Origin of the sequence: Vibrio sp. VB16, from assembly GCF_015594925.2 — a bacterium.
Classification (GTDB): Bacteria; Pseudomonadota; Gammaproteobacteria; order Enterobacterales; family Vibrionaceae; genus Vibrio.
Window position 1 is genome coordinate 882,021 of the sequence record NZ_CP087590.1, and the last position, 21,971, is coordinate 903,991.

General features: G+C 43.1%; 19 protein-coding genes. 13 read left to right on the forward strand and 6 right to left on the reverse strand.

The features are described 5' to 3' along the window. Positions 1-83: 83 nt before the first annotated feature. On the forward strand, positions 84-1,724 hold the full coding sequence (gene pgm / locus IUZ65_RS04295) for a phosphoglucomutase (alpha-D-glucose-1,6-bisphosphate-dependent) (protein WP_195702564.1): 1,641 nt from the start codon (positions 84-86) through the stop codon (positions 1,722-1,724). Between the two features lie 217 nt (positions 1,725-1,941). On the opposite strand, the gene IUZ65_RS04300 is transcribed toward pgm, so the two are convergent. Then, positions 1,942-2,700, reverse strand: a complete 759-nt coding sequence (locus tag IUZ65_RS04300) for a DUF1853 family protein (RefSeq protein WP_195702565.1) — start codon at positions 2,698-2,700, stop codon at positions 1,942-1,944. A gap of 60 nt (positions 2,701-2,760) precedes the next feature. Between IUZ65_RS04300 and IUZ65_RS04305 the strand changes: the two genes are divergently transcribed. Beyond that, a complete protein-coding gene (locus tag IUZ65_RS04305) occupies positions 2,761-3,516 on the forward strand; it encodes a Nif3-like dinuclear metal center hexameric protein (RefSeq protein WP_195702566.1) in 756 nt (251 codons plus the stop codon). A gap of 152 nt (positions 3,517-3,668) precedes the next feature. On the opposite strand, the gene IUZ65_RS04310 is transcribed toward IUZ65_RS04305, so the two are convergent. Beyond that, positions 3,669-4,958 carry a citrate synthase gene (locus IUZ65_RS04310; protein ID WP_195702567.1) on the reverse strand — a complete coding sequence of 430 codons (1,290 nt, stop codon included), beginning with the start codon at positions 4,956-4,958 and terminating at the stop codon, positions 3,669-3,671. A gap of 411 nt (positions 4,959-5,369) precedes the next feature. Between IUZ65_RS04310 and sdhC the strand changes: the two genes are divergently transcribed. From sdhC to IUZ65_RS04360, 10 genes are all read left to right on the forward strand, one after another. Next, positions 5,370-5,762, forward strand: coding sequence for a succinate dehydrogenase cytochrome b556 subunit (gene sdhC / locus IUZ65_RS04315; RefSeq protein WP_195702568.1), 393 nt, complete (start codon positions 5,370-5,372; stop codon positions 5,760-5,762). Beyond that, a complete protein-coding gene (gene sdhD, locus IUZ65_RS04320; protein ID WP_195702569.1) occupies positions 5,756-6,103 on the forward strand; it encodes a succinate dehydrogenase, hydrophobic membrane anchor protein in 348 nt (115 codons plus the stop codon). Before sdhC ends, sdhD begins: the two co-directional genes overlap by 7 nt. Beyond that, a complete protein-coding gene (sdhA, locus tag IUZ65_RS04325; protein WP_195702570.1) occupies positions 6,104-7,870 on the forward strand; it encodes a succinate dehydrogenase flavoprotein subunit in 1,767 nt (588 codons plus the stop codon). A gap of 15 nt (positions 7,871-7,885) precedes the next feature. Continuing rightward, complete coding sequence (locus tag IUZ65_RS04330; protein ID WP_195702571.1) at positions 7,886-8,599, forward strand: succinate dehydrogenase iron-sulfur subunit; 714 nt, start codon at positions 7,886-7,888, stop codon at positions 8,597-8,599. Between the two features lie 118 nt (positions 8,600-8,717). After that, positions 8,718-11,537 carry a 2-oxoglutarate dehydrogenase E1 component gene (gene sucA, locus IUZ65_RS04335; protein WP_195702572.1) on the forward strand — a complete coding sequence of 940 codons (2,820 nt, stop codon included), beginning with the start codon at positions 8,718-8,720 and terminating at the stop codon, positions 11,535-11,537. A 28-nt stretch (positions 11,538-11,565) separates the two neighbouring features. Continuing rightward, the gene (odhB, locus tag IUZ65_RS04340; protein ID WP_195702573.1) at positions 11,566-12,774 is read left to right on the forward strand and encodes a 2-oxoglutarate dehydrogenase complex dihydrolipoyllysine-residue succinyltransferase; all 1,209 of its coding nucleotides are present in this window, start codon (positions 11,566-11,568) and stop codon (positions 12,772-12,774) included. A 248-nt stretch (positions 12,775-13,022) separates the two neighbouring features. Then, entirely contained in the window at positions 13,023-14,189 is a 1,167-nt protein-coding gene (sucC, locus tag IUZ65_RS04345) for an ADP-forming succinate--CoA ligase subunit beta (RefSeq protein ID WP_195702574.1), read from the forward strand. After that, positions 14,189-15,061, forward strand: a complete 873-nt coding sequence (gene sucD / locus IUZ65_RS04350; RefSeq protein ID WP_195702575.1) for a succinate--CoA ligase subunit alpha — start codon at positions 14,189-14,191, stop codon at positions 15,059-15,061. The genes sucC and sucD overlap by 1 nt, the downstream gene beginning before the upstream one ends. A gap of 182 nt (positions 15,062-15,243) precedes the next feature. Continuing rightward, entirely contained in the window at positions 15,244-15,810 is a 567-nt protein-coding gene (locus tag IUZ65_RS04355; protein ID WP_195702576.1) for an NnrU family protein, read from the forward strand. 142 nt (positions 15,811-15,952) lie between these two features. After that, a complete protein-coding gene (locus IUZ65_RS04360) occupies positions 15,953-17,038 on the forward strand; it encodes a TRAP transporter substrate-binding protein (RefSeq protein WP_195702577.1) in 1,086 nt (361 codons plus the stop codon). Between the two features lie 167 nt (positions 17,039-17,205). Here IUZ65_RS04360 and IUZ65_RS04365 read toward each other — a convergent pair whose 3' ends face one another. Beyond that, a complete protein-coding gene (locus tag IUZ65_RS04365; RefSeq protein ID WP_195702578.1) occupies positions 17,206-18,381 on the reverse strand; it encodes a multidrug effflux MFS transporter in 1,176 nt (391 codons plus the stop codon). Between the two features lie 280 nt (positions 18,382-18,661). Then, a complete protein-coding gene (gene sodB, locus IUZ65_RS04370) occupies positions 18,662-19,246 on the reverse strand; it encodes a superoxide dismutase [Fe] (RefSeq protein WP_195702579.1) in 585 nt (194 codons plus the stop codon). Positions 19,247-19,524: 278 nt separating this feature from the next. Between sodB and grxD the strand changes: the two genes are divergently transcribed. Next, positions 19,525-19,848, forward strand: coding sequence for a Grx4 family monothiol glutaredoxin (gene grxD, locus IUZ65_RS04375; protein WP_195702580.1), 324 nt, complete (start codon positions 19,525-19,527; stop codon positions 19,846-19,848). A gap of 105 nt (positions 19,849-19,953) precedes the next feature. On the opposite strand, the gene IUZ65_RS04380 is transcribed toward grxD, so the two are convergent. Both IUZ65_RS04380 and rnt read right to left on the reverse strand, forming a co-directional pair. Then, a complete protein-coding gene (locus IUZ65_RS04380) occupies positions 19,954-21,276 on the reverse strand; it encodes a Na+/H+ antiporter family protein (RefSeq protein WP_195702581.1) in 1,323 nt (440 codons plus the stop codon). A 27-nt stretch (positions 21,277-21,303) separates the two neighbouring features. Continuing rightward, a complete protein-coding gene (rnt, locus tag IUZ65_RS04385) occupies positions 21,304-21,960 on the reverse strand; it encodes a ribonuclease T (RefSeq protein WP_195702582.1) in 657 nt (218 codons plus the stop codon). Positions 21,961-21,971 lie beyond the last annotated feature (11 nt).

The following is a 21,971-nucleotide window of genomic DNA, read 5'->3' on the forward strand; positions in this document are numbered from 1 at the left end:
AAGCTTCATAATGAACCTGTTCCTCAGATGTCGTTATGAGGCTTTTTTTATTTTTTTAGGCTTTATTTTTAAAGGATTACAACATGGCAATGCATCCCCGAGCTGGGCAGAAAGCCCGCCAAGAAGATCTAACCAATATTCCCGCTCTCGTATCAAGCTATTACTTGCTACAACCAGACAGTGAAGATCCATCTAAACGTGTTGCGTTTGGTACGTCTGGCCATCGCGGTTGTTCTGAAAAAGAAACCTTCAATGAGAATCATATTTTAGCAATTGCTCAAGCAATTTCGGAAGTTCGCGCAGAGCAGGGTACGACAGGGCCTTTATTTTTAGGCAAAGATACCCACGCCCTTTCTGAGCCTGCATTTTGTAGTGTGATCGAAGTACTTGTCGCGAATGGTGTTAAAGTCATTATCCAAGAAAACAATGGATTCACCCCGACCCCTGGTATTTCTCATGCTATTTTGACTTACAACCTGAAGCACGACGACAAAGCAGACGGTATTGTCATTACGCCTTCGCATAATCCACCACAAGATGGTGGTATAAAATATAACCCCCCACATGGTGGCCCTGCTGAAGGCCAATTGACGCAAGCGATTGAAGACCGAGCGAATGCATTTATTGCAAATGAAATGAATGGTGTTAAAGCGATGTCGAGTGGGGCCGCGAAGCAGGTTGTTTCTGAAGTAGACTTAGTGCAACCTTATGTCGACGACTTGGTGAATGTTGTTGATATGAAAGCGATTCAAAACGCGAGCATTAAAATAGGTGTTGATCCCCTAGGCGGCTCAGGTATTGAATACTGGCGTCAGATCGCTAAAACTTACAACCTAGATTTAACACTGGTAAATGAAGCAATCGACCCATCATTCCAATTTATGTCTCTAGATAAAGATGGTGTGATTCGTATGGACTGCTCGTCCCCTTATGCTATGGCTAACCTCTTAGCACTTAAAGATGATTATGATCTTGCATTCGGTAATGACCCAGATTATGACCGCCACGGTATCGTAACGCCGAAAGGCCTGATGAATCCAAATCACTATTTGGCTGTCTGTATTGACTATTTATACCGTCACCGCGAAGGTTGGGGTAAAGATGTCGCGGTAGGTAAAACATTAGTATCAAGTGCGCTGATTGACCGCGTTGTTGCCGATCTTGGTCGTGAACTGTGTGAAGTACCAGTTGGTTTCAAATGGTTTGTTGATGGTCTATATAATGGAACATTTGGCTTTGGTGGTGAAGAGAGTGCAGGGGCGTCTTTCTTACGTAAAGATGGGTCACCTTGGTCTACAGACAAGGACGGTATCCTTCTTTGTTTACTGGGTGCAGAGATTACTGCTGTCACGGGTAAAAACCCACAAGAGTACTATGAAGAACTTGCTGCCAAACATGGTGCTTCTCAATATAATCGTATTTCAGCCGTCGCGAATACCGAGCAAAAAAAGGTACTGTCTAAACTTTCTCCAGAGATGGTTTCGGCAGAGATGTTAGCGGGTGAAATTATCACAGCACGATTAACACACGCGCCTGGTAACGGTGCCGCGATTGGAGGCCTAAAAGTTACGACTGAAAATGGCTGGTTTGCGGCGCGTCCGTCAGGCACAGAAGATATCTACAAAATCTACTGTGAGAGTTTTAAAGGTGAAGAACACTTGAAAGCGATAGAGAAAGAAGCTCAAGAGATTGTAAATCAAGTGTTTGCAGACGCTGGTTTGTAAAGCCGAAAGTTATTGGCTAACTACCGTAAAAAACCGATGCGAAAGCATCGGTTTTTTTTACTTCTTAGTACGTTAAACCAAGTGATACCGATGACATTACTTCTGCGTTAAAAGTGAATTCGATTCCGCGAACACACTTCGTTTGACGAGCTAATCAATGGATCCGGTATACGCTATAAAATAACGGGTCATGCGCAAACTTAGCGTTGTATCATGTTCACTTCAAATTATTATTAGGCCAAGTGTCTGGTACGATAATCCATAACTGGCCTGATTCGGCCTGACAATGCACGGAATACTCTGTCATCGATGTTAGCCTTTCGTATGGCATCGGGGTGCCAGGTATCCAGTCTAGCTTCTGTAGCTTAAACAGAGGCTCTTTAATCCGTGATAATTGATGCTGGTAACACCAGTAACCAACAATCGTTGAGTTGTTTAGCTGATAACCTAAACATTGTGTAGGAATCGTTTCGTTCTCAAATGGATTGGTGTAAAGACGGCCCTGAATCAACATTTTTGGTGTGACAACGTCAAAGGTACCGAATCGTTGATGAAATTCCTCGCGGTCTGACATTTTAAGTTGGTGGTTGAGCATGCGATGAAGTTTTATATCGAGCCTATCTCGACTATCTGGGCCGTACCAAAGCCCATCTTTGAGAAGATAAAACTTGATAGCGACTTCCCAATGTTCGATATGTTCTTGGTACTTAAGAAGAAAATCAATGGCACCTATAGTCTCTTTTCCTCTAAATAGTTGAACCTCTTCGGTCAAAATTTCATAGTCAGGATGAGATAAAAAAAGTCTTTTGCATAATTCCTGATAGACAAAACCAAGGCGAGTATTGCCACGATAATCGCTACTTTCTGGCAAATAATTGAGGACAAAGGGGTTTTCCGCCGCTGGCGGTTTATCGGTCTTAAATATTGGAGGATTAGTGATTATCCAATGGGTAATTTTTGCAAGTCTCTCCTGCATTATTCACATCCTGTGGTATTCTGAAAAGAATGCTAACTCTACTTATTGGTATAACATAAAATGGATCACTTGCAATTAGAATCATTGCTAAATCAAAAGCTTTCACCGGAACTTATTAAAGACTATTGCCCCAACGGGTTGCAGATTGAAGGGAAGAGTGAGGTAAAAAAAGTGCTTACTGGCGTGACGGCTTCAAAAGCATTAATTGACAAAGCGATAGCGCTAAAAGTGGACGCTATATTGGTTCATCATGGTTATTTCTGGAAAGGTGAATCTGAAGTAATTAAGGGTATGAAGGGGGCGAGAATTAAAGCGCTGATAAAAAACGATATCAACCTATACGCCTATCATTTGCCGTTAGATGTACACCCTGAAATAGGCAATAACGTTAAGCTTGCTGAGTTATTAGAGATCAACGTTGATGGGGGGCTGGAACCGTCAGCTCAATCAGTCGCGCTGCATGGTTCGTTGGCCACTCCTATCTCTGGTCGAGAATTCGCTAAAAAAATTGAAGCTGTTTTAAACAGAAAGCCACTTCATATCATGCCTGAAATTGACAAATTAATTAAGACAATTGGATGGTGCACGGGCGGAGGTCAGGATTATATCGAGTTGGCTGCGGCCAAAGGGTTAGATGCATTTATCTCTGGTGAGATTTCTGAGCGTACTACGTACTCTGCAAGAGAGCAGGGCATTCACTATTTTAGCGCAGGCCATCATGCAACAGAGCGTTATGGAGTGAAAGCACTAGGTGAGTGGTTGGCGGCAAAGCATGGGCTGGATGTCGAGTTTATTGACATCGATAATCCAGTATAGAATTGAATTATAATCACCTCAGTCGCTAAGACATTCGTCATTCCCGTTTGCACGGGAATGACGATGTTTAGTTTAACGATCGTGATAGCGCTCTATGCTTATAGAACATAACGCTTCTAACGAATAGAGTCCCAATAGACTGTATTAATTAACTATTCTCTTTCATGTAAAGGTTCAAAGTCACGCATCTTCTTACCTGTATAAAGCTGACGTGGACGACCGATACGATTGTCTGGATCGCCATGCATCTCATTCCAGTGTGCAATCCAACCGATAGTACGAGCCATCGCAAAGATAACCGTGAACATTGAGACAGGAATACCAATAGCCTTAAGAATGATACCTGAATAGAAATCAACGTTAGGGTAAAGCTTCTTCTCGACGAAGTATGGGTCAGACAGCGCGATACGCTCTAGTTCCATAGCAACATCTAACAATGGATCTTCAATACTTAGCTCTTTAAGCACTTCGTGGCACGCTTCACGCATTACAGTTGCACGTGGATCGTAGTTCTTATAAACACGGTGACCAAAGCCCATTAGGCGGAACGGGTCATCTTTGTCTTTTGCACGATCAACATACTCAGGAATGTTATCAACACTTCCAATTTCTTCTAGCATACGTAAACAGGCTTCGTTAGCTCCACCATGTGCAGGGCCCCAAAGAGATGCAATACCTGCGGCAATACATGCAAATGGGTTCGCACCAGAAGAACCGGCTAAACGAACGGTAGATGTCGACGCATTTTGTTCATGGTCAGCATGAAGAGTAAGTATTTTATCCATCGCACGAGCGACAACAGGATTAACTTCATAGTCTTCACATGGGTTGGCAAACATCATGTGTAGAAAGTTTTCTGCATAGCTTAAATCGTTACGAGGATAGATAAACGGTTGACCGATAGAATACTTGTAACACATTGAAGCAAGAGTCGGCATTTTAGAGAGCAGACGGAATGCAGCAATTTCACGGTGACTATCGTTGTTGATATCGAGCGAATCGTGGTAGAACGCCGCTAGGGCACCTACAACACCTACCATGATGGCCATTGGGTGGGCATCACGACGGAAGCCATGGAAGAAGCTCGCAATTTGCTCGTGAACCATGGTGTGGCGAGTAACTATTTTCTTAAATTCATCGTACTGTTTGCGGTTTGGTGCTTCTCCATAAAGTAGGATATAACAAACCTCTAAATAATCCGCATTGTTGGCCAATTGGTCGATTGGAAAGCCTCGGTGTAGTAATACACCTTTGCCACCATCGATGAATGTGATTTGGGATTCGCAAGATGATGTCGCAAGAAAACCAGGGTCAAATGTGAAATATCCATTTGAACCTAATTTACGAACATCGATTACTTCTGGACCTAAAGTGCCATCCATAATCGGCAGTTCAATGGGAGCTTTACCTTCTATGTGAAGAGTAGCTTTCTTACCTGCCATTACATTCTCCTTTGTTATAATTTAATCCGTCCGGGATTTCTTCTGAGACATTTTTTACTCAGGATCGTAAGTAAAGTCAATTTTTCTAAGTTTTTGTGTGCACTTGTTAAGATTTTCCACATTTAAAAAATTAAAAACATGTCCCATGTAGCACTTTTTGTTACGATAATTGTATTAATTTGTTGCCAAACGTATAGTGACGAGGAAGTTTGTGGTTGAGACCTTATAAATTCAAGCCTAGAAAGAAATAAACGCTTTAAAATCTAGGTGCTTGGTTAACATTTTATTAACATTCTTGGCCCTGTTTTAGGCGGAAAATCGTTAAATAGATGTTAATTTTGTGGGGTTGACACTTAAAGATCTCTCGATCTACCAAAATTCCTAATAACAATAAACGCTTAATGGAGCTGAGTGAGCAAGCCCGTGAATAAACGAAAGTCCAGACCTGTCAATCTCGATTTACAGACCATACACTTTCCAATTACTGCAATAGTATCCATTCTTCACCGTGTTTCTGGTGTGATTACTTTTGTGGCAGTTGGTATCCTGCTTTGGCTGTTATCAATATCTTTGTCCTCCCCTCAAGGCTTCATGCAAGCCGCTGACTTAATAGATAATTTTTTAGTTAAGTTTATTCTGTGGGGAATATTAACCGCACTTGCCTACCATATTGTTGGTGGAATTCGTCACCTAATAATGGACCTAGGCCATTATGAAGAATTCGAATCTGGCGTTATGACCGCCAAGGTAACCTTTGCTGCAACAGCAGTATTGTCACTACTTGGAGGAATCCTTGTATGGTAAATTCTGTATCTTCAGTAGGTCGTAATGGTATCCATGACTTCCTACTAATTCGTGCTACGGCAATAATCCTTACACTGTATACCATATACATTGTAGGGTTTTGTGCTTTCAGTGGCGACATAACTTATCACTCATGGACCGCTTTCTTTGGTGGTATTTTCACTAAAGCGTTTACCATGCTTGCTCTGACATCTATCCTCGTTCATGCATGGATTGGCCTATGGCAAGTTCTAACTGATTATATCAAGCCAACGCTAATTCGTGGCCTATTACAATTCGTAATTGTGGCGATTCTATTGGTGTATTTTTTCTCTGGCCTATTTATTCTGTGGGGTGCGTAAGTGACTATTCCAGTTCGTGAATTTGATGCCGTTGTCATCGGTGCTGGTGGCGCGGGTATGCGCGCAGCATTACAAATTTCTGAGCAAGGCCTAAGTTGCGCCTTGCTTTCCAAAGTATTTCCAACCCGTTCTCACACCGTATCTGCTCAAGGTGGTATTACCGTTGCGTTAGGTAATTCCCATAAAGATAATTGGCAGTGGCATATGTACGACACGGTAAAAGGTTCTGATTATATCGGTGATCAGAATGCTATTGAGTACATGTGCAAAAACGGTCCTGAGTCTGTAATTGAACTTGAAAAAATGGGTTTACCATTTTCTCGGTTTGAAGATGGTTCAATCTATCAGCGCCCATTTGGTGGACAGTCTATAGAGTTTGGTGGTGAGCAAGCGGCTCGTACCGCCGCCGCGGCAGACCGTACTGGTCACGCGCTTCTTCATACGCTTTACCAACAAAATATCAAACATAAAACCACCATTTTCTCTGAGTGGTATGCATTAGATCTTGTTAAGAATCAAGATGGGGCCATCATGGGTTGCACAGCAATCTGTATGGAAACCGGCGAGATAAATTATTTCAAATCTAAAGCGACTATTTTAGCAACAGGTGGTGCAGGTCGTATTTATGCCTCTACAACTAACGCACATATCAACACTGGTGACGGTGTCGGCATGGCGCTACGCGCAGGCGTTCCAATGCAAGATATCGAAATGTGGCAATTCCACCCAACAGGTATTGCTGGAGCCGGTGTCTTGGTTACGGAAGGTTGTCGTGGTGAAGGTGGCTATCTTCTCAATAAAGATGGCGAGCGCTTTATGGAGCGTTATGCACCAAATGCGAAAGATCTGGCTGGCCGAGACGTGGTCGCTCGTTCAATTATGATTGAGATCCGTGAAGGCCGTGGTTGTGATGGTCCTTGGGGTCCACATATTAAATTGAAACTAGATCATTTAGGTAAAGATGTACTGGAATCACGTTTACCTGGTATCTGTGAGCTATCTCGTACCTTTGCCCACGTTGACCCAGTGAAAGAGCCAATCCCTATTATTCCAACCTGTCACTATATGATGGGTGGCGTGCCGACACAGGTTTCAGGTCAAGCGATTAAACAAGACGCAAATGGTGCCGATGTTGAGGTACAAGGCTTGTTTGCTTGTGGTGAAATAGCTTCTGTGTCTGTACACGGTGCAAACCGTCTAGGTGGTAACTCTCTACTTGATTTGGTTGTATTTGGTCGAGCAACTGGCCTACATCTTGGTGAAACGTTGGCTGCTCAATCCGAAGCTCGCCCAGCAACTGAGTCTGATATCGAGGCTTCTTTGGCGCGCACAATGCGTTGGGAAAATAGTAACCGTGGTGAAGACCCTGTTCAAATTCGTAAAGACCTTCAAGCTTGCATGCAAAATAACTTCTCAGTATTCCGAGAAGGCGATGCAATGGCGACGGGCTTAGAGGAATTGAAAGTTATCCGTGAACGTCTCAATGACGCACATCTAACGGACAAATCTTCGGAATTCAATACACAACGTATTGAATGTTTAGAGTTAGACAACTTGATGGAAACTGCATTTTCTACTGCTGTAGCGGCAAATTACCGTACAGAAAGCCGTGGAGCACATGCTCGATTTGATTTCCCTGACCGTGATGATGAGCAGTGGCTATGCCACTCTATCTATAATCCAGAAACGGAAGAGATGTCAAAGCGTGATGTGAACATGGAACCTGTGCATCGAGAAGCCTTTCCACCTAAAGTACGTACTTACTAAAGGGAGCATAACAAGATGAAACTGAATTTCTCTCTTTACCGATACAATCCAGATGTAGACAGTAAGCCTCATATGCAGGACTACATACTCGAAGTGGATGAAGGTACAGACATGATGGTGTTAGATGCGCTGATTCTGTTAAAAGAACAAGATGCCTCTATCTCTTTCCGCCGTTCATGCCGTGAAGGTGTGTGTGGTTCTGATGGTCTGAATATGAATAGTAAAAACGGCCTAGCGTGTATTACTCCATTGTCTGCACTTATGGATCAGAGCCCTATCGTCATTCGACCACTACCAGGATTACCTGTCGTTCGCGATTTAATCGTAGACATGACGCAATTTTATGATAATTATGCCAAGGTGAAGCCTTATCTGATTTCAGATGGTAATTTGCCACCTTCTAGAGAAAATCTACAGATGCCGCAAGAACGAGCGCATTTAGATGGTCTCTATGAATGCATCATGTGTGCATGCTGTACGACTGCATGCCCATCGTTCTGGTGGAATCCGGATAAGTTTATCGGACCGGCTGGTCTACTGGCTGCCTATCGTTGGTTAATTGATAGCCGAGATACGGCAACCGATGAACGATTGTCTGAACTTGATGACGCATTTAGCGTTTTTCGTTGCCATGGCATCATGAATTGTGTAAGTGTTTGTCCTAAAGGACTTAATCCGACAAAAGCGATTGGTCATATCAAGACCATGTTAGTTAGCCGCTCGGTGTAAAGTATAAAAATTGCCATCACTGTGAATATAGACTTTTTATAGGTAGCAGTGACTGGCGGTAAATGGAAAGCCCGAATGGATCGGGAAGAAAAGTGAAAACTACTGGTTAAGGGAAAATATGCACAACGGCGTGATGAAGGCATGGCTCGAGTCTTCACACTTGGCTGGCGCCAATGCAACTTACGTAGAAGAACTCTACGAACTGTATCTAAGTGACCCCGATCTGGTAAGTGAGGAGTGGAAACGTGTATTTGAAGACTTGCCTGCGCAATCTTCTGAGGTTGTAGAACAGCCTCATTCACGGGTCCGTGATTACTTCCGGAGACTCGCTCAAGAAACAAAGCATTACAATGTCCAAGTTAGTGATCCTGATGTCGATGCTAAACAAGTAAAAGTATTGCAACTTATCAATGCCTTCCGATTTCGAGGGCATCAAGCAGCAAGCCTAGATCCACTAGGCATATGGGAACGAGACCCCGGTCCGGACCTAGAACCTGCATTCCACAACCTTACTCAAGATGATTTTGAAGAGACATTTAACGTTGGTTCTTTTGCAGTAGCACAAGATTCAATGCAGTTGGGTGATCTATATTCTGCCCTTAAGAAAACGTATTGTGGCTCAATCGGTGCAGAATATATGCACATGATTAATACAGAACAGAAACGCTGGGTTCAGCAACGTTTAGAGTCTGTATTAGGACAGCCATCATTTACCGCTGAAGAAAAAGAAACCTTCCTAAATGAACTCACGGCCGCAGAAGGTTTAGAGCGTTATCTGGGCGCTAAATTCCCAGGTGCGAAACGTTTCTCACTAGAAGGTGGTGACGCGCTAATACCGATGACGAAAGAGTTAATTCGTCACGCCGGTAAGTCAGGAATGCGTGAAGTGGTTATTGGCATGGCTCACCGTGGCCGCCTTAATATGTTAGTCAACGTGTTGGGTAAAAAACCGCAAGACTTATTTGATGAGTTTGCTGGCAAAAAAAGTGATGACAGTACTTGGGGAACGGGTGATGTTAAGTATCACCAAGGTTTCTCTGCTGATTTTGCAACGCCGGGTGGCGATGTTCACTTAGCACTGGCATTTAATCCATCTCATCTTGAGATCGTAAACCCAGTGGTTATTGGTTCGGTACGTGCGAGGCAAGATCGTTTAGCGGACAAAGATGGCAGCATGGTATTACCGATCACCATTCATGGTGATTCTGCTATTGCTGGTCAAGGCGTAGTGCAAGAGACTTTTAATATGTCACGTGCTCGCGGGTTCCAAGTTGGTGGTACGGTACGAATTGTTGTGAATAACCAAGTTGGTTTTACGACGTCAAACCCGAAAGATACCCGTTCAACGATGTACTGTACTGATATTGCAAAGATGGTGCAGGCACCAATCTTCCATGTTAATGCCGATGATCCAGAGGCCGTGGCCTTTATCACTCGAATAGCATTGGATTATCGCAATACCTTTAAGCGTGATGTTGTTATCGACCTGGTTTGTTATCGCCGTCACGGCCATAACGAAGCCGATGAACCGAGTGCAACTCAACCTTTGATGTATCAAAAAATCAAAAAACACCCAACGCCACGTAAGCTTTATGCGGATGTGTTGATTGAGCGTGGTGAGCTTGATATTGGTAAAGCGACAGAAATGGTAAATGATTTTCGTGATGCACTAGATCATGGTGAAGTGGTTGTTAAAGAGTGGCGTCCGATGGAAATGCACTCCGTAGACTGGAACCCTTATCTAGGTCATGACTGGAATATAGAATGGGACAGTCGTTATGAAATGACTCGCCTTAAAGCGCTTGGTGAAAAGCTGTGCGATTATCCAGAAAGTCATAAGCTACAAAGTCGTGTAAATAAAATTTACAACGATCGTCGTGCCATGATCAGCGGCGAAAAGGCGCTCGATTGGGGTATGGCAGAAATATTGGCGTACGGCACGCTGGTAGATGATGGCAAACGTATTCGTATTTCTGGTCAAGACTCCGGGCGTGGTACTTTTTTCCACCGTCACTCAGTACTTCATAACCAAGAAGATGCGAGCACTTATATTCCATTGCAGAATGTTCATACTAAACAAGGCCCTTTCCAAGTGTTTGACTCGGTTCTTTCAGAAGAAGCCGTGCTTGCATTTGAATACGGTTATGCCACAGCAGAACCAAGTGGATTAACGTTATGGGAAGCGCAGTTTGGTGATTTTGCGAATGGTGCCCAAGTGGTTATTGACCAATTTATTTCGTCTGGTGAGCAAAAATGGGGTCGACTATGCGGTCTAACCATGTTGCTACCTCATGGATATGAAGGTCAAGGACCTGAGCACTCATCTGCTCGTTTAGAACGCTATCTTCAGTTGTGTGCTGAGCAAAATATTCAAGTTGTTGTTCCGTCGACACCAGCACAGGTGTATCACATGATTCGTCGTCAAGTGATTCGCCCTATGCGACGTCCTCTTGTGGTCATGTCGCCGAAGTCGCTTCTTCGTCATCCAATGTGTACCTCTTCACTTGAAGAGTTGGCTGAAGGTACTTTCCAGCCAGCAATAGGCGAAGTAGATGAATTCGACCCTATGAAAGTGAAACGCGTTGTATTCTGCTCTGGTAAGGTTTATTACGACTTGCTTGATCAACGACGTAAGAACGAACAAGAAGATGTCGCCATTATCCGTATTGAGCAGCTATATCCGTTCCCTCTATTTGAGGTGCGAGATCTAATTGAGCAGTATGAGAATGCGCAAGATTTCGTTTGGTGCCAAGAAGAGCCACAGAACCAAGGCGCTTGGTATTGTAGTCAACATAACTTCCGCAATGCGGTCCGTGGTAGTGATGTGAAATATTCAGGACGACCTGCTTCTGCATCACCAGCGGTTGGCTACATGTCGGTACATATGAAACAACAGAAAGCGTTGGTAGATGACGCTTTGAATCTAGATTTTGGTTAAGAACTAGAAGTTAAAGGAAGAATAAACTATGACAATTGAAATTCTGGTTCCAGATTTGCCTGAATCCGTTGCAGACGCAACGGTTGCTACATGGCACAAAAAACCTGGTGACGCAGTAGCTCGTGATGAAGTAATTGTTGATATTGAAACGGACAAAGTAGTTTTGGAAGTACCCGCTCCAGAAGCTGGTGTGTTAGAAGCTATCATTGAAGAAGAAGGTGCAACAGTACTGTCTAAACAGCTTATTGCCAGAATCAAACCGGGTGCAGTTGCTGGTGAACCAACGGTTGATTCAACAACGTTAACTGAAGCATCGCCAGATCAACGCCATAAAGCGTCTCTTACCGAAGAGTCTAACGATGCGTTGAGTCCTGCGATTCGCCGTCTATTGGCTGAACACAGCATAGAAGCGAGCAAGGTTACTGGTACTGGTGTTGGCGGTCGAATCACGCGTGAAGATGTAGATAGCTATCTAGCGAACGCTAAGGTGGCACCTAAAGCCGTTGCTGAGCCAGTTGTTGAAGTGCCTGCTGCAGCTCGCAGTCAGAAACGCGTTCCAATGACACGCCTTCGCAAAACTGTTGCCAAACGTTTGTTAGAAGCGAAGAACAGCACAGCAATGTTGACGACGTTTAATGAAGTCAACATGAAGCCAATTATGGAACTTCGCAAACAGTATCAAGAACAGTTTGAGAAGCGCCATGGTACACGATTAGGTTTCATGTCCTTCTATGTTAAAGCCGTAACTGAAGCGTTAAAACGTTATCCGGAAGTCAATGCATCTATCGATGGTGAAGAGATTGTTTATCACAACTATTTCGATATCAGTATGGCGGTATCTACTCCTCGAGGCTTAGTCACACCGGTACTTAAAGATTGCGACATGCTAGGCATGGCCGATATTGAAAAAGGCATCAAAGAGCTTGCGATTAAAGGTCGTGATGGAAAACTGAAAGTTGAAGAACTTATCGGCGGCAATTTCACCATCACGAATGGTGGTGTATTTGGATCACTGATGTCTACCCCTATTATCAACCCGCCGCAAGCGGCGATTTTGGGTATGCATAAAATTCAAGATCGTCCGATGGCAGTTAATGGGAAAGTAGAAATACTTCCTATGATGTACCTTGCGTTATCTTATGATCACCGCCTAATTGATGGCAAAGAATCGGTTGGATTCTTAGTGACAATAAAAGAACTACTTGAAGACCCAGCTCGCTTATTACTTGATGTATAAGCGTTAAAAGAAAATGGAGTCAGGCACGCTCAACGTCTGGCTCTTTTTATCAACTAGAATTACCTTGAGATTAAAACCACTCTTTGTCTGAGTCGGCTTTTATTTCAATCGGAAAGAGCCCAGTAGTCACTAGTTGAGAAGTACCTTACCTACGTGAAGGCAGCCTCAATATCGTTTTATCAATGAATAATATTGGGTACCTTATGGAAATAATAATCCCTTAAGGGATAGAAAAATGGAATAGCACAATGAATTTGCATGAATATCAAGCGAAACAGCTATTTGCTGAATTCGGATTGCCAGTACCAGAAGGCTACGCTTGTGATACTCCCCAAGAAGCTTTTGAAGCGGCAGGCCGCATTAATACCGAGAAAAAAGTTGTTAAATGTCAGGTTCACGCAGGTGGACGTGGTAAAGCTGGTGGTGTTGAGCTACATGACACTAAAGATGGTGTAAAAGCGTTTGCTCAAAAATGGTTAGGTAAAAACCTAGTTACTTATCAAACGGATGCAAAAGGTCAACCAGTAACGAAAATTTTGGTTGAAGAAGCCTCAAGCATTGCTAATGAATTATACCTTGGTGCCGTTGTTGACCGTTCGTCACGTCGAATCGTATTTATGGCGTCGACGGAAGGTGGTGTGGAAATAGAGAAAGTTGCAGAAGAGACACCAGAGCTTATTCATAAAGCGGCTATTGACCCACTTGTAGGCCCTCAAGCTTATCAAGGCCGTGAGCTAGCATTCAAGCTTGGCTTAGCTGGCGATCAAATCAAACAATTTACGAAGATCTTTATGGGTCTCGGAAATATGTTTGCTCAGTACGATCTTGCGCTTCTAGAAATAAATCCGTTGGTAATTACTGGCGACGGTAACCTTCTTTGCTTAGATGGCAAAATCAACATCGATTCAAATGCAATGTATCGTCAGCCTAAGCTACGAGAAATGCACGACCCATCTCAAGAGGATGTGCGTGAAGCCCATGCTGCACAGTGGGAACTTAACTACGTTGCACTCGATGGCAGCATTGGTTGCATGGTTAACGGCGCTGGCTTAGCAATGGGTACAATGGATATCGTGAACCTTCACGGTGGCCAACCTGCTAACTTCTTGGATGTTGGTGGTGGCGCAACGAAAGAGCGTGTTACAGAAGCATTTAAGATTATCTTGTCTGACGATAACGTCAAAGCCGTACTCGTTAATATCTTCGGTGGGATTGTACGCTGTGATTTAATCGCAGATGGTATTATCGGCGCAGTGGAAGAAGTCGGTGTGAAGGTTCCTGTTGTTGTTCGACTTGAAGGTAATAACGCTCCACTAGGCTCGAAGAAACTGGCTGAAAGTGGATTAAACATCATTGCCGCGAACTCGCTAAAAGAAGCAGCGGAAAAAGTAGTTGCAGCAGCGGAGGGCAAATAATGTCTATATTAATTGATAAAAACACGAAGGTTATCTGCCAAGGTTTTACTGGTGGGCAAGGTACTTTTCATTCAGAGCAAGCGATCGATTACGGCACACAAATGGTTGGTGGTGTTTCTCCAGGTAAAGGAGGCCAAATCCATTTGGGCCTTCCGGTATTCAATACAGTGCGTGATGCAGTTGAAAAAACAGGCGCGACTGCGTCGGTTATCTATGTACCTGCTCCTTTTTGTAAAGATGCCATTCTTGAAGCTATCGATGCTGGAATTAAGCTAATCGTAACGATTACAGAGGGTATCCCAACGCTTGATCTTTTAGACGTTAAAGTACGTTTAGATGAATCTGGTGTACGAATGATTGGTCCTAACTGTCCGGGCGTTATTACTCCAGATGAGTGTAAGATCGGTATCATGCCAGGCCATATCCACAAGAAAGGTAAAGTGGGTATCGTGTCTCGTTCAGGGACACTGACATATGAAGCGGTTAAGCAGACGACGGATGAAGGTTTCGGTCAATCAACATGTGTTGGTATTGGCGGAGACCCTATCCCAGGCTCAAACTTTATCGATATTCTTAAGCTGTTCCAAGAAGATCCGGAAACGGAAGCTATCGTAATGATCGGCGAGATCGGTGGTACAGCAGAAGAAGAAGCAGCAGCATATATTAAAGAGAACGTGACTAAACCAGTCGTCTCTTATATTGCAGGTGTTACCGCGCCTCCAGGTAAGCGCATGGGTCATGCTGGTGCGATAATTTCTGGTGGTATGGGCACAGCGGAAGACAAATTTGCTGCACTAGAGTTAGCTGGAGTTAAAACGGTGAAAAGTTTGGCTGATATCGGAACCGCTCTTCGCGAAGTGACTGGTTGGTAATCTTTACCTACTTTTCATAAATGATAAGAAGCTTGAACGATTGTTCGGGCTTTTTTTTTGTTTTGGAATTAGTATAAATAATGCCATTTTCATGTCATTAGACTGTATATTGGTCATTGAAAAATAACGGAAATCTCACCACCGTAGTGAAGATTTTTTGCTCATCACAAGGAAGCATTGTCATGTTTAGTTTACTGTTAGGACTATTTCTATTTTTAGGGATGCATTGTGCGTCTATCTTTTTTCCATCGGTTAGAGAAAAAATGGTGGAGAAAAGTGAATTGGGTTGGAAAGCGATTTACTCTTTAGCCTCAATTGCAGGAATATACTTCATTGCGGTTGGTTACAATGCGCTAAGAATGGAACCTGTACTTCTCTATACAACGCCTTTTTGGTTCCGTCATGTGACTTACCTGTTAATGCTGGCAGCCATGATCCTCTTTGTGGCCCCTTATTTTCCCGGTAAGATAAAACAGGTGACTAAACACCCACAGTTGCTTGCGGTAAAACTCTGGGCATTAAGCCACTTAATGGTTAATGGCATGCTAGCCGATGTCATTTTATTCGGTGCTTTCTTAGCATGGGCGGTGTTAGATCGAATATCAATGAAGAAACGTGAACAACGCGCACTTCCAGGACTGAAACCATCAGGTCTGAATGACATCATTGCTGTCGTTCTTGGTGTTGTGTTATCCGGTGCATTTATCATGTTCTTACATGGTAAATTGATCGGTATGCCGTTAATGTAAACTGCCTATTTTAGGGGTTAGATCGAAAAAACGATGTGAAAGCATCGTTTTTTTTATTCATTGCGTAAATATTACTTGACCTTGGTAGTGGATACCGTAAATTTATCTATACATATTAAGGACAAAAAATATAGAGGAACGGATGGAATCCCAAAACAAAATTAAGTTGTTATTAAAAACAGCCGCGGTTACAGCGATAGCCGTTTTTTCACTTTCGGCTCAGGCAGCAGAAAAAGTGTATCGACTAAAGCTTGCCGAAACGTGGGGCCCTAATACACCTATTTTAGGCGATGCCAGTAAAAACATGGCAAAGCTAGCCAACGAAATGTCAAATGGCCGTCTTCAAATTCGAATAGATTCAGCAAATAAGCATAAAGCACCTCTCGGTGTGTTTGATATGGTGAAATCAGGTCAATATGATCTGGGCCATTCGAGCTCTTATTATTGGAAAGGTAAAGTGCCTAACACACTTTATTTCTCATCAATGCCGTTTGGCATGATGACCACAGAACAATACGCTTGGTTCTACCATGGCGGCGGTATAGAGCTAATGCAAGAAGTGTATGCCCCTCATAACTTGCTTTCTTTTCCTGGTGGTAACTCAGATATTCAAATGGGTGGGTGGTTTAAAAAAGAGATCAACTCTATCGACGATCTACAAGGCTTGAAGATGCGTATTCCAGGGTTCGCTGGTGAGGTCTTTGCGCGTGTCGGTGCTAAGCCAACGAATATTGCACCGGGTGAGCTCTACACCTCACTAGAGCGCGGCACTATCGATGCTCTCGAGTGGGTAGGTCCGGCATTTGATCTAAGAATGGGTTTCCAAAATATCGCACCTTATTATTATACGGCGTGGCATGAGCCAGGCTCTGAGACTCAGTTTTTGGTCAATAAGAAATCGTGGGATAAATTGCCGAAGGATCTGCAGATCATTCTTGAGACGTCGTTCCGCGTTGCGGCTTTTGACATGTACACCCAAGCAATAGATGCGAATGCTACGAGCTGGGAAAAAATGTTGATTGATAATCCGGATATTAAAGTACGCGATTTCCCACCAGCGGTCCTCGAAAGAATGCGTAAAGAAAAAGATACCCTTCTCGAAGAGTTTGCCGCTAAGGACCCATTGGCGAAAAAAATCATCGACTCACAAGCGAGTTATTTGAAAAGAGTTCGTGCATGGACGGATATCTCTACTAAAGCGTATTTGGATAGCAGCGCGATTAAATAGTGGTATGGCCAGAAATAAGTAGTGCAGAAAGCTCGGTGTTTACCGAGCTTTTTTATGTTTTATCCATCGCTCATATTTCGTCTGGCCAACTATTTAGCGGAATGGGCATGACACATTTAAGGCTTTATTAGGAAACCACGAGAGTTCAACAAACCCTAGCCATGTGATTACACTGGTTGAGATTTGAAACCAAACCACATGCTGACAGCACTAAGTGACGCCAGAAAACCGATAACCAACCCCAAATGCCAGGCCTCTTGAATACCAAGGCTCATCAGAAACATACTAAATAGCGCTGAGAATGTCATCTGACCCGCGCCTGAAAGAGCGGCAACTGACCCCGCCTTTTCTTTGTATGGGACAAGTAGCTGTGTTTGAGCACAAGGAAAGGCAATACCATTCCCTAGAGTAAGAAGAAACTGACCAAACATCATTGCCATAGGTGTCAAGGGAGCGCATATCAACCATAGCCCAGCGCTTAGATGAATAACTGGTACGCAGAAGAGCATTTTCTTTGTACCAATAATCGGACGGATTCGATTACATATTGTCCCTCCAACTAAGAGCCCACATGCTGGAATTAACGCCCACAATGCATATTGATCCGATGTCATGCCAATCTGTATCTGCATGATAAAAGGCATCACCGAGATAGAAACAACAATCAGGCTAAAGTTGAACCAACCAATACTCGCAAAGCTACAGAAATAACGCGACTTAATGAGGCTTTTGTAGGTACTCAACATAGCCCGAACATTTGGCAACGGTTTTTTCTTAGGTAAGGTTTCGGAGAATAGAAAAATCAATAATAGCAGCACGATCGCGATATAAGAAAGAAGGGCGATAAATACCGCTAACCAACCAAAACTGTGATTGATAAAACCACCGAGTACTGGCGCTATAATCGGTGTGAATGATGCAACGATAGTCACCCATGACAATGCTCTAGGTAAGTTGGAACCATCGTAAGAGTCCCGTAGTGATGCTCTGGCTAATACAGCGCAACATCCTGCACCTAGTCCTTGTATAAATCGACCAATAACTAACATGTTAAAAGAGTGACTGGCTGTCACGGTGAGTGACAAGCCTATGAGAGCTAAAGTTAGCCCTGCAATAAGTATGGGTTTTCGTCCTAATGCATCGGATATTGGCCCATAGATTAGTTGTGAAGGACCAAATCCAAGTAAATACACAGAAATTAGTAGCTGAGCCTCGTCGGACGAAATAGCAAAATCTTGGGCTATCCAAGGTAAGGATGGGAAGACTAATCCCATACTAAATTGGCCAATACTAACGATCAAACTGGCAAGTAAGACCGGTTTCCATAGAAAAGAAGTAGGCATTAATGTGTCCAATAACTATCACAATGTTGATTGTGACCTAGGCGAGTAGACATAAGTTATGGCGACGAAAGAGGGGGTAACGCCATCAAATAGAGGTTTGTGTAATAGAGATAATCTAGATTTTTGATGTATCTTGTTGGCGTAATTATTGTCTGAGAATCAAACGTTGTCGATGGATATTTTAATTACCTCAAAGAGGTAATCTTATTTTTCATTTTTGGTTTGTTTAAAACGAAAAAAAGCCGGCATAGGCCAGCTTTTTTACTTAATAGACGCCAAATTACTTAGCTAGGTTTTCCGCTACGAATGCCCAGTTAACGAGAGACCAGAAACCATTCATGTAGTCTGGACGCACGTTACGGTAATCGATGTAGTAAGCGTGTTCCCATAAATCTACAGTCAGTAGAGGCGTTAGGCTTTCATCTGTAAGTGGTGTCGCAGCATTAGAAGTATTTACAATATCTAGAGAACCGTCAGCTTTTTTAACAAGCCAAGTCCAAGAAGAACCAAAGTTGTTGATTGCAGAATCAGTGAACTTTGCTTTGAATGCTTCAAATGAGCCAAATGATGCTGTTATAGCATCCGCTACAGCGCCAGTTGGTTCGCCACCAGCGTTAGGTGCTAGGCAATGCCAATAGAACGTGTGGTTCCAAATTTGAGCGGCATTGTTAAAAATACCAGCAGAAGAAGTCTTGATGATCTCTTCTAATGTTTTGTTTTCAAATTCAGTACCAGGGATTAGGCCATTAAGCTTAACAACATAAGTGTTGTGATGCTTGCCGTGGTGGAAATCTAATGTTTCTGCAGAGATGTGTGGTTCTAATGCATCTTTTGCAAAAGGAAGTGCTGGTAATTCAAAAGCCATTGCCGGATTCTCCATTGATTTGAAAGAACAAATTCTTTCGATTGCTTCCAATAATTATTTTTATTTCGTCAAAATGACTGACTCGCTAACTAGTTTATCAAGTTTTTACTTTATTAAAAGCTTATTAACAAAAAAAACTCAAAAATGTCACTTATAAAACTAGATTCTAAAAAGTAAGCATAGCTCAAAAACCCTATTTATATTGTGCTTTTTATTCTTGTGCAAACAAGTAGAATGTATCAATAATGTTAAGCCTTAAAACGTACGGTGAGAAGACAATGGAAACTATCGATAAAATTAAACAGCAGCTCGAAGAGAATTCGATTCTACTTTATATGAAAGGTTCACCTAAACTACCTAGTTGTGGTTTTTCATCTCAAGCCTCACAGGCGCTAATGGCGTGTGGTGAGCAGTTTGCTTATGTAGATATACTACAAAACCCTGATATCCGCGCAGAATTACCTGTTTATGCGCAATGGCCTACTTTCCCACAATTGTGGATTGGCGGTGAACTTATCGGTGGTTGCGATATTATTTTAGAGATGTTCCAAAAAGGAGAGCTTCAACCTCTTATTAAAGAAGCGGTTGAAAAAGCGGAATAAGCGTTTTCTCTTTACTGTGAATTTAGCATCAATGAAAAAAACCAGTCATTTTACAATGACTGGTTTTTTTTGAGGTTGTTTTCGTATTGAAACTTGAAGCGTCGGCTAAAGTACCATGGCCGCAACCCAACCAAATATAATCAATGGAATATTATAGTGAACAAAGGTTGGTACAACGGTTTCCCACACGTGTTCATGTTGTCCGTCGGCATTTAGGCCTGATGTTGGACCAAGGGTCGAGTCAGAAGCCGGTGAACCTGCGTCACCTAGTGCTGCGGCTGTACCCACAAGAGCAATGGTCGCCATAGGTGAAAAGCCAAACGCAATCGCAAGCGGTACATAAATGGTGGCAATGATCGGGATAGTAGAAAAAGAAGACCCGATACCCATTGTAACCAATAAGCCAACAATAAGCATAAGTAGTGCAGCTAACGCCTTATTGTCACCAATACTTGTCGAAAGAGACTCAACTAATGTTTCGACTCCTCCACTCTGTTTCATCACCGCGGCGAAACCCGCAGCCGCAATCATAATAAAACCAATCATCGCCATCATATGGACGCCACGTGTAAACACATCGTGCGTCTCTTTCCAAGCAATAACCCCACCGAAAGTAAATACCATGAAGCCGGCTAAACCACCAATAATCATTGAACCAGTGGAGAGTTGTGCTCCAAGTGCTGCGATAATAGCCAAGGCCGCGATAGCGATATTCTTTTTATCTATCTGAACATCATTATGAACTGTAGTGAGCTCAGTTTCGTTGTATTCACGAGGTTTGCGGTAGGTAACAAAGATAGCGACAAGCAGACCAAAAATCATACCTAAACCAGGTAGCATCATTGCCGTAGGTACTTGGCTCGCGACTACATCGGGTAACCCGTTGTCACGTAAACTCTTAAGGAGAATATTGTTTAAGAAAATACCACCAAACCCGATTGGCAATACCATATATGGGGTTACAAGGCCAAAAGTGAGCACACAGGCAATGAGACGGCGATCAAGCTTAAGTTTTGCAAATACGCCCAAAAGTGGTGGAATCAAAATTGGAATAAAGGCGATATGGACAGGGATAACGTTTTGTGAAGACATAGTCACAAGAATTAACGCGCAGATAACGGCGTATTTAAGCCCAGTAGTTGCAGCCCCATTTTCTTTACCGTGAATTCGCTTAATCACGCTTTGTGCCAATAAATCGGTTAAGCCAGACTTTGAAATAGCAACCGCGAAGGTTCCTAACATGGCATAACTCAAGGCAATGGTTGCACCGCCACCTAGACCACTTTCAAAGGCGGTGACAGCATCGTTCAAGCTCATGCCGGAAACAAGGCCTCCAACGATAGCACTAAAGGTAAGAGCAACGACGACGTTAACTCTCATTAGTGCTAGCAACAGCATGATACATACTGAAATAACTACAGGATTCATATTATTCTCGTTTGAATTGTGTTTGTATTATTGTTGTTCAGTCTCGTCGTGGGCAAGGGGCCAGCCTCCTAAGGCTTTCCACTTATTGACGATTCTGCAAAATAACTCAGCTGTTCGTTCTGTGTCGTATAGGGCTGAGTGGGCTTCTTTACTATCAAATTCCATCCCTGCGGTCTTGCAAGCTTTGGCCAAAACGGTTTGGCCGTAAGCTAATCCACTTAATGCTGCCGTGTCAAAAGTAGCAAAGGGGTGAAATGGGACTCTTTTTAACTTACCGCGTTCGCTAGCTTGCATGACAAAACTATGATCAAACGTCGCATTGTGAGCGACCATGATTGCACGGCTGCAATCGGCTTGTTTTTGTTCTTTTCTGATTAACTTGTATATCTCTTTCAACGCTTCAGACTCAGGTACCGCGCCACGCAGTGGACTGAATGGGTCGCGAATACCGTTAAAATCTAATGCTTCTTTCTCAATATTCGCCCCTTCAAAAGGTTCGACATGAAAATGAATCGTTGAAGCAGGATGAAGGTCTCCATTTTCGTCCATTCTTAACGTTATTGCGCAGATCTCCAGAAGTGCATCGGTTCTTGCATTAAAACCAGCAGTCTCTACATCAATAACGACTGGAAAATAGCCGCGAAAGCGTTTTTTAAGGGTGAACTCTTCATTTTCTACAGTCATGGGTACTTTTT

Bases quoted from the DNA above. Each gene is read 5' to 3' on its own strand.
- pgm (WP_195702564.1), top strand. From the start codon at position 84: ATGGCAATGCATCCCCGAGCTGGGCAGAAAGCCCGCCAAGAAGATCTA.
- IUZ65_RS04300 (WP_195702565.1), bottom strand. From the start codon at position 2,700: ATGCAGGAGAGACTTGCAAAAATTACCCATTGGATAATCACTAATCCT.
- IUZ65_RS04305 (WP_195702566.1), top strand. From the start codon at position 2,761: ATGGATCACTTGCAATTAGAATCATTGCTAAATCAAAAGCTTTCACCG.
- IUZ65_RS04310 (WP_195702567.1), bottom strand. From the start codon at position 4,958: ATGGCAGGTAAGAAAGCTACTCTTCACATAGAAGGTAAAGCTCCCATT.
- sdhD (WP_195702569.1), top strand. From the start codon at position 5,756: ATGGTAAATTCTGTATCTTCAGTAGGTCGTAATGGTATCCATGACTTC.
- IUZ65_RS04330 (WP_195702571.1), top strand. From the start codon at position 7,886: ATGAAACTGAATTTCTCTCTTTACCGATACAATCCAGATGTAGACAGT.
- sucA (WP_195702572.1), top strand. From the start codon at position 8,718: ATGCACAACGGCGTGATGAAGGCATGGCTCGAGTCTTCACACTTGGCT.
- odhB (WP_195702573.1), top strand. From the start codon at position 11,566: ATGACAATTGAAATTCTGGTTCCAGATTTGCCTGAATCCGTTGCAGAC.
- sucC (WP_195702574.1), top strand. From the start codon at position 13,023: ATGAATTTGCATGAATATCAAGCGAAACAGCTATTTGCTGAATTCGGA.
- sucD (WP_195702575.1), top strand. From the start codon at position 14,189: ATGTCTATATTAATTGATAAAAACACGAAGGTTATCTGCCAAGGTTTT.
- IUZ65_RS04355 (WP_195702576.1), top strand. From the start codon at position 15,244: ATGTTTAGTTTACTGTTAGGACTATTTCTATTTTTAGGGATGCATTGT.
- IUZ65_RS04360 (WP_195702577.1), top strand. From the start codon at position 15,953: ATGGAATCCCAAAACAAAATTAAGTTGTTATTAAAAACAGCCGCGGTT.
- IUZ65_RS04365 (WP_195702578.1), bottom strand. From the start codon at position 18,381: ATGCCTACTTCTTTTCTATGGAAACCGGTCTTACTTGCCAGTTTGATC.
- sodB (WP_195702579.1), bottom strand. From the start codon at position 19,246: ATGGCTTTTGAATTACCAGCACTTCCTTTTGCAAAAGATGCATTAGAA.
- grxD (WP_195702580.1), top strand. From the start codon at position 19,525: ATGGAAACTATCGATAAAATTAAACAGCAGCTCGAAGAGAATTCGATT.
- IUZ65_RS04380 (WP_195702581.1), bottom strand. From the start codon at position 21,276: ATGAATCCTGTAGTTATTTCAGTATGTATCATGCTGTTGCTAGCACTA.
- rnt (WP_195702582.1), bottom strand. From the start codon at position 21,960: ATGACTGTAGAAAATGAAGAGTTCACCCTTAAAAAACGCTTTCGCGGC.